We start from the raw sequence: 11,962 nt of genomic DNA on the forward strand, positions 1-11,962 counted from the left end.
GTCACTCGAAAGTAATCATCTGTGGGGATACCGGGATTTGAACCTGGGACCTCTTCGTTATCAGCGAAGCGCTCTAACCAACTGAGCTATATCCCCCTGAACGGGCAGAAACGAGACTACCCGAATCTGCCCGAAACTCACAATCGAGCTAGTTGTTGGTGAATCCGACGAGCAGCCCGCCCGTGATCTTGACACTGAGATTGTAAAGAAGGGCGAAAATCGCCCCGAGCGCGGTGACCACGACGGCGTTCAGAACGGCGACGATGACCGCGAATCCCATGACATTACCGACCGACAGAATGCTCTTCAAGTCTGAGGAACTTCCCGCGATGTCGGTGTACAGGGCGTTTGCCTTGTCGAGCACCTCGGTGGAATTCAAAACCGTGTAGATCAAGAATGTCGCAACGATCGTCACCACTGCCAGGCAGATGGCGATGAGAAAAGACAACTTCACACTCGACCAGAAGTCGATGTACACCAGCTTGAGTCGAACCTGCTTCGACGTCTTCGTGCGGGTCGACTTCTTGGCGAGCTTCTCGGCAACGCTACTCATCTGTGGTCTCTACTCTCTCCGAATCGGCCTCTGGTGCACCGTCAACTTCTTCGGGAACCAGATTGCGTTCGATGTTCTTCGCGATGGCGATGATTCGGTCCTTGTCCGCGAACTTCGCGAACACAACACCCATGGTGTCGCGACCCTTCGCCGGGACTTCAGCGACGTCAGAGCGTACCACCTTGCCACTGGCAAGAACCACAAGGACTTCGTCTTCTTCATCCACGATGAGTGCCCCCACCAGGTCTCCGCGATCCTCGCTCAGCTTGGCCACCTTGATGCCCAAACCACCACGATTCTGCAAACGGTACTGGTCGGCTGCGGTGCGCTTCGCGTACCCGCCCTCGGTCACAACGAAGACGAATCCGTCATCGGCAACCACCGAGGCATCAAGCAGCGTGTCGGCGCCGCGGAAGTGCATTCCGATCACACCCGACGTGCTGCGGCCCATCGGCCGCAGAGCCTCGTCAGACGCCGTGAAGCGAATCGACATTCCCTTGCGCGACACGAGCAGCAGATCGGAATCCTCATCGACCAGCAGGGCAGAGACGAGTTCATCGCCCTCGCGCAGCTTGATCGCAATAATCCCGCCGGAACGGTTCGTGTCGTACTCCGACAGCGCCGTCTTCTTGATCAACCCCTCACGCGTGGCCAGGGTCAAATATTGAGCGACTGCATAGTCACGGATGTCGAGGATCTGGGCGATCTCTTCGCCGGGCTGCATCGCGAGCAGGTTGGCAACGTGCTGGCCCTTCGCATCGCGGCCGGCCTCCTGCACCTCGTAGGCCTTGGCGCGGTAGACCCGACCGGTGTTCGTGAAGAACAGTAGCCAATGGTGCGTCGTCGTGACGAAGAAGTGCTCCACGACGTCGTCAGCACGCAGCTGGGCACCCTTGACGCCCTTGCCGCCGCGGTGCTGGTTGCGATAGTTGTCGCTGCGCGTGCGCTTGATGTAGCCACCGCGGGTAACCGTGACCACCATCTCCTCTTCGGGGATGAGATCTTCAATCGACATGTCGCCGTCAAAACCGAACATGATCTCGGTGCGACGGTCGTCACCGAACTTGTCGGTGACCTCGGTGAGTTCTTCTCTGACGATCGTGCGCTGGCGCTCCGGGCTGGCCAGAATCGACTTGAACTCGGCGATCTGACGCTCAAGCTCGGCTGCCTGGTCAATGATCTTCTGGCGTTCGAGCGCCGCGAGGCGACGCAGCTGCATGGCCAAAATGGCATCCGCCTGCAGCTTGTCAACTTCAAGCAGAGCCATCAGACCCTCACGGGCGTCGTCGACGGTCGGCGACCGGCGAATGAGCGCAATGACATCGTCGAGGGCGTCGAGCGCCTTGAGGTAGCCGCGCAGGATGTGTGCGTCGGCCTCAGCCTTGTTCAGCCGGAACTGGGTGCGCCGAACGATGACCTCGATCTGGTGGGTCACCCAGTGGCTGATGAAGCCGTCCAACGGCAGGGTGCGCGGAATACCATCAACGATCGCAAGCATGTTCGCGCCGAAGTTGTCCTGCAACTGCGTGTGCTTGTAGAGGTTGTTCAGCACGACCTTGGCGACGGCATCGCGCTTGAGCACGATGACGAGGCGCTGACCGGTGCGACCCGAGGTCTCATCACGGATATCGGCGATGCCCGTGACCTTGGCATCCTTGACCAGATCGGCGATCTTGATCGCTAGGTTGTCGGGGTTCACCTGGTACGGCAGCTCGGTGATGACGAGGCAGGTGCGACCCTGCAACTCTTCAATACTGACCACGGCCCGCATTGTGATCGAGCCACGTCCGGTGCGGTAGGCATCCTGAATCCCCTTGGTGCCGAGAATCTGGGCGCCGGTCGGGAAGTCGGGTCCTTTGATGCGCTGGATCAGGGCTTCGAGCAGCTCTTCGCGGCTCGCGTCGGGGTTCTCCAACAGCCACAAGGCACCGGATGCAACCTCACGCAGGTTGTGCGGCGGAATGTTGGTGGCCATGCCCACGGCAATACCGACCGAACCGTTGACGAGCAGGTTCGGGAATCGTGCGGGCAACACGGTGGGCTCGAGAGTGCGGCCGTCATAGTTGTCTTGGAAGTCGACGGTGTCTTCGTCGATGTCGCGCACCATCTCGAGTGCGAGCGGCGCCATCTTCGTTTCGGTGTATCGCGGGGCTGCTGCGCCGTCGTTTCCTGGGGAACCGAAGTTGCCCTGGCCAAGAGCGAGTGGGTACCGCAGGCTCCACGGCTGAACGAGACGCACGAGTGCGTCGTAGATCGACGAGTCGCCGTGCGGGTGGAACTGCCCCATCACATCGCCGACGACGCGGGCACACTTCGAGAATGCCTTGTCGGGACGGTAACCACCGTCATACATGGCGTAGATCACGCGACGGTGCACGGGCTTCAGCCCGTCACGCACGTCGGGCAGCGCGCGCCCGACGATGACGCTCATGGCGTAGTCAAGGTAGGAGCGCTGCATTTCGAGCTGCAGGTCGACCTGGTCGATCCTGCCGTGCTGAATCAGGTGCGCAGCGGCCGCGTCGGACGCGGCCGTGCTGTCGCTGGTGTTGTCGCCCGACATATCGGTGGGCGTTTCGTTAGATGTCAAGGAAGCGCACGTCCTTCGCGTTCTTTTGGATGAAGTTTCGGCGGGACTCGACGTCCTCGCCCATCAGGGTCGAGAAGATCTCGTCGGCCGCCGCAGCGTCGTCGAGAGTGACCTGCAGCAGGGTGCGGGATTCCGGGGCCATCGTGGTCTCCCACAGCTCCTTGTAGTCCATCTCGCCGAGTCCCTTGTAACGCTGAATTCCGTTGTCTTTTGGAATGCGCTTGCCGGACACTGCACCGTCGGCCAGCAACGCGTCGCGCTCCTGGTCGGAGTACACGTACTGGTGCGGGGAGTTCGACCACTTCAAGCGGTACAGCGGCGGCTGTGCCAGGTAGACGTAGCCAAGATCGATCAACGGACGCATGTAGCGGAACAGCAACGTGAGCAGCAGGGTCGTGATGTGCTGGCCGTCGACGTCGGCGTCGGCCATCAAAACGATCTTGTGATAGCGCACCTTCTCAGGGTTGAAATCTTCGCCGATGCCGGCGCCGAACGCCGTGATCATCGCCTGAACTTCAGCGTTTCCCAAAGCCCGGTCGAGGCGCGCCTTCTCAACGTTCAAGATCTTGCCGCGCAACGGCAGAATCGCCTGCGTCTCGGGGTTACGTCCCTGCACGGCGGAACCGCCGGCCGAGTCACCCTCGACGATGAAGATTTCAGACAGCGACGGATCTTTGCTCTGGCAGTCTTTCAACTTGCCCGGCATGCCGCCGCCTTCAAGCAATCCCTTGCGTCGGGCGGTTTCGCGCGCCTTGCGGGCTGCCATTCGAGCCGTTGCAGCCTGGAGCGCCTTGCGGATGATCTCCTTGGCCTGCAGCGGGTTACGTCCGAACCAGTCGGCCAGCTGGTCGCCGGCCACGCGCTGCACAAACGCCTTCGCTTCGGTGTTGCCGAGCTTGGTTTTCGTTTGGCCTTCGAACTGGGGCTCCGCAAGCTTGATCGACACGACGGCGGTCAGGCCCTCGCGCACGTCGTCACCCGAGAGGTTGTCATCCTTTTCTTTCAGGATGCCTTTCTCACGCGCGTATTTGTTGACCAGCGTCGTCAACGCAGCACGGAAACCCTCTTCGTGGGTTCCACCCTCGTGGGTGTTGATCGTGTTGGCGTAGGTATGCACGCTCTCGGTGTACGCGGTCGTCCACTGCATCGCCACTTCGAGGGCGATCTTGCGATCGGTGTCTTCTGATTCGAACGAAATGATCTCTTCGTTGACCAGATCAGCCTTACGCGAGCGGTTCAGATATTGCACGTAGTCGACGAGACCCTGTTCATACATGAACGAGTTCGAGAGCGTCTTGCCCTCGTCGTCGCGGCTCGTCTCCCGCTCGTCGGTGAGGGTGAGGCGCAGGCCCTTGTTCAAGAAGGCCATCTGCTGAAACCGGGCACGCAGCGTCTCGTAGTCGAAATCTACGGTTTCGAAGGTTTCCGGACTCGGCCAGAACGTGATCGTCGTGCCTGTGGCATCCGACGCCTCGCCCTTTTCGAGCGGCGCGTTCGGCACACCGTTGGCGAAACTCTGGCGCCAGACGTGTCCTTGGCGACGCACTTCGACCTCAAGACGGGTCGACAAGGCGTTCACCACTGAGCTTCCGACACCGTGCAAACCACCGGATACGGCGTAGCCGCCGCCGCCGAACTTGCCACCAGCGTGCAGAACGGTGAGCACCACCTCCACAGTGGAGCGCCCCTGCGCCTTGTTCAGGTCGACCGGAATTCCACGGCCGTTGTCTTCGACGCGAATCGCGCCATCCGGCAAAATTCGAATGTCAATGTTGTCGCAATAGCCGGCCAGCGACTCGTCGACAGAGTTGTCGACGATTTCGTACACCAGGTGGTGGAGCCCGCGGGGACCGGTAGAACCGATGTACATTCCGGGTCGTTTGCGTACGGCTTCAAGTCCTTCAAGAACCTGGATTTCGTCTGCGCCGTATTCGTGTGCCGGCTCGGTCTGAGGTTCTACTGTCATCTGAAGATGGACTCCGCTCTGTCGCTCTGGCGACTCTTCAGTCTACCAAACCGGGCGGCCTTGACTGGTCATAAATGCCGTTCTAAGGCGTTTAGTTAGCCAGGTTGACCGAATTTGTTTAGCTACCCGTAGGTATCGCGTGGACCACGCCCTGGAATTGATCTGGGGCCCTTTTTCCAGGATGGGGCGTTGGGGCCTTGGAAGCGGATCGATTCGATGCCGGCATCCGGGTACCTCGTCGCAATATGCGTCATAATCTCGACCCGCATCAACCGCAGTTGAGTCGCCCAGGCCGTTGACTCGCAATGCACCGTGAGAATTCCCTCGTCGATGCCGGCCGGCCGCGAATGTTTGGCTGTTTCTTCGCCAGCCAGCTCTGTCCAGTTCTCGAGGAGCTCCGATTGCGAAAGCGACGAGTTCCAGCCGAGCTGCTGAGTGAGCGAGGCGAGGGTGTCCCCCAAACCGCGCGGATCGCGCCCCAGCCCGAACGGAACGCTGGATCCTTGCGGGTCCCTGTGACGCTTCTTTCCGGGAGAACGCCGGGCATACGGGTCGCCGAAAACATCTTTGAAGCGCAAATAGACACGGGACGCTTCGCTAGGCTCCGACACCGGTCACCGCCCCTGCTTCGACGTGGATTGTGTGTGCGGTGAGGGCTTCTGGAATGTCCTCGAGCACGGCAGCGGTGATGAGAACCTGTTCGAATCCGGCCACGGCCTCGGCCAACCGGCGCCGACGCGACTGGTCAAGCTCGGCAAAAACGTCGTCGAGAATCAACACGGGGTCTCCGGTCGCAGAGTCGCGACGCAGCAACTCAGCGGATGCGAGCTTCAGCGCCAGAGCGAACGACCATGACTCGCCATGGCTGGCATAGCCCTTCGCTGGAAGAGCGTTGAGCATGAACACGACATCGTCTCGGTGCGGGCCGACGAGGGTCAACCCACGCTCGAGTTCCTTGCGTCGCAGTGCATCCAATGCGCTGCGGAAGACTTCAGTCGTCGACCGATTCGCAGCAGGAAGAGGAAGCGCCGCAATTTTTCCGCCGCCGCTACCGCTGGACTCATCGTCATCGGCGCCGAGAATGCTGAGCGCCGGCACGAGCGCCGGGCCATGGTCTTCGCCCGCGACCGCCTGATAGGCGAGGCGCAACGGATCGCCGAGCAGGCGAACCAGTGCGGCGCGCTCTTCGATGATCTCCGCTCCCAGCGCAACCAATCGTTCGTCCCAAATGTCGAGCGTGGTCAGCTGCTTTTCCTTGATCCCCGACGCTCGAGCGGATTTCAGGAGGGTGTTGCGTTGTTTGACAACCCGCTCGTAGTCCGCCAACACTCCCGACAACCGAGGAGTGCGTAACACCAGAAGTTGGTCCAGAAAGCGGCGCCGCACCGATGGATCGCCGCGTACGAGCGCCAGATCTTCCGGCGCGAAGAGAACACTCGAAAAGTAGCGCGGCAGATCGCGGCTCCGAATGACCGATCGGTTGACTTGAGCCCGATTCACTCCCACCCGGTTCAACTGAACCTCGGCCAAAATTTCGCGCCCGTTGTACTCGAGCTTCGCTCGGATGATCGCGGCATCGACGCCAGCCCTGATCATGGCTTTATCGTTCGACACCCGGTGCGAACCGAGGGTGCTGAGATAGCCGAGCGCCTCGATGAGGTTGGTCTTTCCTTGACCATTTCGGCCAACGATGAGGTTGGGTCCCGGCCGGAACTGAACCTCGGCCTGCCGGTAGTTTCGAAAGTCGGTCAGCGAGAGGTGGGTAACACGCACTCCTGGTCAGTCCGCCTTTTTAACTTCATGGCCGCCGAATTGATTGCGCAGGGCGGCAACGGCTTTCATCGCGGGTGAATCATCCTGACGCGACACGAAACGGGCGAAGATTGAGGCGCTGATCGTCGGAACGGGAACCGAATTGGCGAGAGCTTCCTCGATCGTCCACCGTCCTTCACCGGAGTCTTGGACGAATCCTTCGATCTCGTCGAATTCGGGGTCTTGGTCCAGTGCCCGCACGAGGAGTTCGAGCAGCCAGGATCGAACAACGGTTCCGCGCTGCCACGCGGTAAAGACGCCGGGGACGTCCTTGATCAGATCCGACTTCTTGTCGAGCAGCTCGTAGCCTTCGGCATAGGCCTGCATAAGCGCATATTCGATGCCGTTGTGCACCATTTTCGCGTAGTGGCCGGCGCCGATTTCTCCGGCGTGCACGAACCCTTCTTCCCGCGGACCGTCGGGGCGCAGAGCGTCAAAAACGGGCATAGCCCGCGCAACCTGATCGTCTTTACCACCAACCATCAGGCCATATCCGTTTTTCAAACCCCACACGCCGCCCGACACACCGGCATCGATGTAGTTGATGCCCTTCGTCTCAAGCAATGCAGCGTGTTTGAAGTCTTCGGTGAAACGGGAGTTTCCACCGTCGATCACCAGGTCACCCGCGTCAAGCTTCTCGCACAGATCATCGATGACGGCATCCGTGATCTCGCCCGAGGGCACCATTACCCAGACCAGACGCGGCGTCGGTAGTGCCTTCATCAGATCAGCGGTCGATGCCACATCTGTAACGTCAGGATTTTGGTCGTAACCGGTCACTTCGATGCCCGCATTACGCAGACGATCGCGCATGTTGGCACCCATTTTGCCGAGACCGATGAGTCCGATGTGCATGACGTTCCTCCTGACAGTGGCGTTTTAGCGCAGCAGCAGGTTGGGCTGCAGCAGGTATTTGTAGCTGTCGGCGCCGGGCTCTTCACGGGATGTTTGGCTCGTGATCAGAACCGGACCGGGTTTGTTCGGATTCTCTGTCTTCGTAAACGAGATCCGCACAAATTCGGAGTGCACCGCGCCCAGTCCGTCGAGCAGAAACTGAGGTTTGAGTGACACGACCGTGTCACCACCGGTCAGAATCGCATCGATGGCTTCGGATGCCTGTGCCTGCTCCGACCCAATTGCCTCCAAGGTGAGACCCTCGGCGGTGAACGTGAAGCGGAGCGCAGCCTCACGTTCGAGCACGAGCTGAACTCGTCGCGTGGCTTCGATCAGGTCGGCGGTGTTCATGACCGCGTAGTTGTCGACGGTCGCGGGAAAAAGCCGCCGCACCGGGGGAAAATTCCCCTTGATCAGCAACGATGTCACTGTCTTCTTGTCGGCCGTGAATGCGATGAGTTCTCGCTCGTCGGTGTTCGTGATCGACACCGAGATGGTCCCGCTGTGGCCGAAGGTCTTGCCGACTTCCTGCAGAGTGCGAGCCGGCACGAGAGCGGTGATGGTCTCGGTCGACGCGTTACTCCCCGAATCCCAATTGATTTCGCGCACTGCAACGCGGTAGCGGTCGGTGGCGACCAATCCGAGGCTGTTTTCAGAGACTTCAAGCTGCACACCGGTGATCACCGGCGTGACGTCATCTCGAGAGGCAGCAACGGCGACTTGGGCGATCGCAGCGGCAAATTCTTCGGCCGGAACAAGGCCCGATTCGCTGCTCACCTGGGGAATGCTGGGGTATTCCTCGACCGGCATTGACAGCAAAGTGAATGTCGCGGAGCCACATTTGACCGTGATTCGTGACTCATTAGTCGAAAAACGAACCGGCGCATTGGGCATTCTGCTGGCGATTTCAGCCAGAAGACGTCCAGAAACCAATACCTTGCCGGTCTCTTCAACGTCTGCGGCAATCTCGGTCTGAGCCGAGACCTCATAGTCGAACGACGACAAAATCAAGCCGTTTTCGGTCGCCTCAATCAGCACACCGCTCAGGATGGGCAGGGTCGTGCGTTGAGGGAGGAGCTTGACAGCGAAAGACACAGCTTCGCTGAAGACATCCCGATTGGCTTGAAATCTCACGAATTCACTCCTGTCGATGGGAGGCGATTGATGCTGGCCTCAATGCTAGTCGTCTTCGAGATCTGCCCGGCGTACCGGCCACTTGGCCGGTCAAGGTTGTCGAATGACAGAAATCTTAAATTAATTGTTAATGGTCTTAACCGGTGTGGAAACTGTGGATAACTTGTCATTCTTCAATCAGCCGTTGGGAACTACACCACTGTGACTTGTTGACGGCCTGTGGAATTTTGTGTAGTTCGGTACGGAGCTCGAATGACAGGAATTGTGAGTTTTCACATTGGCCCGGCGAGTTTCAACATGTGGAGGCCAGTTGTTCATTAACTTTCCACAGGGTTATCCACAGCTGTGAACAGAAAATATATTTTCTTAACTACTTGTATCGGTGATTCTGTTTGATGCGATTTGTCAGTTCGGTGACCTGGTTGTAGATCGAGCGGCGCTCTTTCATCAGTTCACTGATTTTCTTGTTCGCGTACATGACCGTGGTGTGGTCACGGTTGCCGAACAACTGACCGATCTTCGGAAGTGACAGATTCGTCAACTCCCGACAGAGATACATCGCGATCTGCCGAGCTGTCGCAACGGCCTGCGACCGAGACGACCCATAGAGGTCATCGACCGTGAGTTTGAAGTAGTCGGCCGTGTTGGTGATGATGTCGACGGGCGCAATGACGTTGTCTTCGTCGAGCGTGATGAGGTCTTTCAGTACCGTCTGCACGAGGTCCATGTCGACCACGGTGCGGTTGAGGCTGGCGAATGCGGTCACCCGAATCAGGGTTCCCTCGAGCTCACGGATGTTTGAGGAGACTTTCGACGCCATGAATTCGAGGATGTCGTGAGGAACCTGCAGCTTTTCGCTCTGAGCCTTCTTCCGCAGAATCGCGATCCGGGTCTCGAGGTCGGGAGCCTGGACATCCGTAATCAGGCCCCACTCGAAGCGGGAACGCATGCGATCTTCGAAACCGGTGAGAGCCTTCGGCGGCAGGTCGCTGGTGATGACCACCTGCTTGTTGTGGTCATGCAGCGTGTTGAAGGTGTGAAAGAACGCTTCCTGCGTCTCAGCCTTGCCCTGCAAAAACTGAATGTCGTCAATCATCAGAATGTCGATGTTGCGGTATCGGGACTGAAAAAGGGAACCCCGGTTGTTTGCGATCGAGTTGATGAAGTCATTGGTGAATTCTTCGGAACTCACGTAGCGCACGCGGATGCCCGGGTACAGGCTCATGGCGTAGTGGCCGATTGCATGCAAAAGGTGCGTCTTGCCGAGGCCCGACGAACCGTAGATGAACAGTGGGTTGTACGCCTTCGCCGGTGCTTCGGCCACCGCGACCGCTGCGGCGTGAGCAAATCGGTTCGACTGGCCAATCACGAAATTGTCAAAATTGTATTTAGCGTTCAGTCGAGTGTCATGCGGGCGCTCCTGCGGAGGACTTTCGAAGACAGACTGGGGCGTGGCCGGCGTCTCGATGTCGACGACTGGCATCTGATCCTGAACCGGTCTTAAGGATTCCTGCTCGAGCTCGGGGTTCACGACGACGTAGAACGTGGATACCGCGGCCGTCTCATCGAGTTGGCTCATGGCAGCCAAAAGCGGCACACGCATGCGCTGGTTGAGCATGCTGGCAGTGAATTCGTTGGGAACTTCCAAGTAGAAGGTTCCGGCGGCGATTCCCTTGGGTTCGACCAAGTTCAAGAAGCCGTACAACATCGGGGTGATGGTGTCGTCGGACTCCAGAGTGGTCAGGACCGCCTGCCAGGTATCCGCGATCGGTTGTTCCGCGTCTGCCATGGTTCTCCACAATCTGTAGTTTTTTTGCCGGATGGTGCTCGCGGGTAGTGCCCGTCAGCACGTTTTTGACCACTCTTCTGAGCGTCAACGAAAGTATTCACAAAGTTATCCACTCCCTGTGAGTAAATCCGGAACAACTCACAGGTTCTGTACAAAAACCTGTGGATAACTTGAATCAAGGTAGTCAATTTGGGGGTGCCGTATCAAGCCCACACTAATTTTCTCGGCGTGTCACTGCACAGTTCGGGCCGATTATTGTGGACAATTCAGCTCCTGAAATGCCTGAGTTTGACCAGAACTACACAAGGCCGTAGTTTTAATCAGTTGACCCCAGCCTTTCGGCTGCCCAATTTTCCTTCCCGGCCGGTGTTTGGCATGCGGAAATCCAAGACGTGGAGAACGAACAATGAGCAAGAGAACTTTCCAGCCGAACAACCGTCGTCGCGCCAAGGTGCACGGCTTCCGTCTGCGCATGCGTACCCGTGCTGGCCGCGCAATCCTCGGTGCTCGCCGTCGCAAGGGTCGCACCGAACTCTCCGCCTAAGCACTCCGGTGCTCGCTTCGGCCAATCGCATCACGAGCGGGGACGACTACAAAGCAGTCGTTCGTCGGGGTAAGCGCGTCGTAGGTCCTCATCTGGTGACCTATCTGCGAGCGAACTCCGATCCCACTCCGGTGCGTTTTGGCTTTATCGTCGCTAAGAATGTGGGAAACGCGGTGAACCGCAACCTCATTCGGCGTCGACTGAAATCAGCGAGCTTCGGGCTGTTGTCGACGGTGCGCCCGGGAACGGATGTCGTCATCCGGGCGTTGCCATCGGCGAACACCGCGAGCTGGGCGACTCTGCAGGCCGAAATTGCGGTTGCATTGCAGAAAGTCCCGTCCCGAGAGATGGTGGCCTCACCGAAATGAACTGGATCCTGAAGACGCTGTGGCTGCTCCCCCGCAATGCGGGAGTGCTGCTTTTGCGTGTTTATCGGACAGTCATTTCGCCGCTTTACGGCGATGTTTGCCGGTACTACCCGTCATGTTCGGCCTACGCCCTCGGCGCAGTTCAAGAACACGGTTTGGTGATCGGATCGGCGCTGGCTGCGCGCAGGCTGGCTCGATGCCATCCCTGGGCCGAAGGCGGCATCGATGACGTTCCCCTGAAACGTACGCGTCGCTATACCGTGACGCGATTTGGTTTTGTCGTCGCACCAAGCCATGGAAAGGGCTGACCCGAAG

Annotated in this window: 11 protein-coding genes and 1 tRNA gene; 3 read left to right on the forward strand and 9 right to left on the reverse strand. The window is 58.9% G+C overall.

Going from position 1 to position 11,962, the window contains the following annotated elements:
• Nucleotides 1–22: 22 nt before the first annotated feature.
• The 9 genes from HNR05_RS13775 to dnaA form a co-directional block, all read right to left on the reverse strand.
• Nucleotides 23–96, reverse strand: a tRNA-Ile gene (locus HNR05_RS13775).
• Nucleotides 97–148: 52 nt separating this feature from the next.
• On the reverse strand, nucleotides 149–553 hold the full coding sequence (locus HNR05_RS13780; protein ID WP_179579665.1) for a DUF3566 domain-containing protein: 405 nt from the start codon (nucleotides 551–553) through the stop codon (nucleotides 149–151).
• Nucleotides 546–3,113: a DNA gyrase subunit A gene (gene gyrA, locus HNR05_RS13785; RefSeq protein ID WP_179581000.1), complete on the reverse strand. Its 2,568-nt coding sequence runs from the start codon at nucleotides 3,111–3,113 to the stop codon at nucleotides 546–548. Before gyrA ends, HNR05_RS13780 begins: the two co-directional genes overlap by 8 nt.
• A gap of 16 nt (nucleotides 3,114–3,129) precedes the next feature.
• Nucleotides 3,130–5,106: a DNA topoisomerase (ATP-hydrolyzing) subunit B gene (gene gyrB, locus HNR05_RS13790; protein WP_179579666.1), complete on the reverse strand. Its 1,977-nt coding sequence runs from the start codon at nucleotides 5,104–5,106 to the stop codon at nucleotides 3,130–3,132.
• A gap of 122 nt (nucleotides 5,107–5,228) precedes the next feature.
• Nucleotides 5,229–5,717, reverse strand: coding sequence for a DciA family protein (locus tag HNR05_RS13795; RefSeq protein ID WP_179579667.1), 489 nt, complete (start codon nucleotides 5,715–5,717; stop codon nucleotides 5,229–5,231).
• Nucleotides 5,704–6,879, reverse strand: a complete 1,176-nt coding sequence (gene recF, locus HNR05_RS13800; RefSeq protein ID WP_179579668.1) for a DNA replication/repair protein RecF — start codon at nucleotides 6,877–6,879, stop codon at nucleotides 5,704–5,706. The genes HNR05_RS13795 and recF overlap by 14 nt, the downstream gene beginning before the upstream one ends.
• A gap of 6 nt (nucleotides 6,880–6,885) precedes the next feature.
• The gene (gene gnd, locus HNR05_RS13805) at nucleotides 6,886–7,773 is read right to left on the reverse strand and encodes a phosphogluconate dehydrogenase (NAD(+)-dependent, decarboxylating) (RefSeq protein WP_179579669.1); all 888 of its coding nucleotides are present in this window, start codon (nucleotides 7,771–7,773) and stop codon (nucleotides 6,886–6,888) included.
• Nucleotides 7,774–7,797: 24 nt separating this feature from the next.
• Complete coding sequence (dnaN, locus tag HNR05_RS13810) at nucleotides 7,798–8,946, reverse strand: DNA polymerase III subunit beta (protein ID WP_179579670.1); 1,149 nt, start codon at nucleotides 8,944–8,946, stop codon at nucleotides 7,798–7,800.
• A gap of 370 nt (nucleotides 8,947–9,316) precedes the next feature.
• Nucleotides 9,317–10,735: a chromosomal replication initiator protein DnaA gene (gene dnaA, locus HNR05_RS13815; RefSeq protein ID WP_179579671.1), complete on the reverse strand. Its 1,419-nt coding sequence runs from the start codon at nucleotides 10,733–10,735 to the stop codon at nucleotides 9,317–9,319.
• Nucleotides 10,736–11,141: 406 nt separating this feature from the next.
• Between dnaA and rpmH the strand changes: the two genes are divergently transcribed.
• Genes rpmH through yidD form a run of 3 tightly spaced genes read left to right on the forward strand, consistent with a single transcriptional unit; the run spans nucleotide 11,142 to nucleotide 11,955 of the window.
• Complete coding sequence (rpmH, locus tag HNR05_RS13820) at nucleotides 11,142–11,279, forward strand: 50S ribosomal protein L34 (protein WP_010204566.1); 138 nt, start codon at nucleotides 11,142–11,144, stop codon at nucleotides 11,277–11,279.
• Nucleotides 11,280–11,287: 8 nt separating this feature from the next.
• The gene (gene rnpA, locus HNR05_RS13825) at nucleotides 11,288–11,647 is read left to right on the forward strand and encodes a ribonuclease P protein component (RefSeq protein ID WP_179579672.1); all 360 of its coding nucleotides are present in this window, start codon (nucleotides 11,288–11,290) and stop codon (nucleotides 11,645–11,647) included.
• Nucleotides 11,644–11,955: a membrane protein insertion efficiency factor YidD gene (yidD, locus tag HNR05_RS13830; protein ID WP_179579673.1), complete on the forward strand. Its 312-nt coding sequence runs from the start codon at nucleotides 11,644–11,646 to the stop codon at nucleotides 11,953–11,955. Before rnpA ends, yidD begins: the two co-directional genes overlap by 4 nt.
• Nucleotides 11,956–11,962 lie beyond the last annotated feature (7 nt).

Origin of the sequence: Leifsonia psychrotolerans (genome assembly GCF_013410665.1) — a bacterium.
In the GTDB taxonomy this organism is placed as follows: domain Bacteria; phylum Actinomycetota; class Actinomycetes; order Actinomycetales; family Microbacteriaceae; genus Cryobacterium; species Cryobacterium psychrotolerans_A.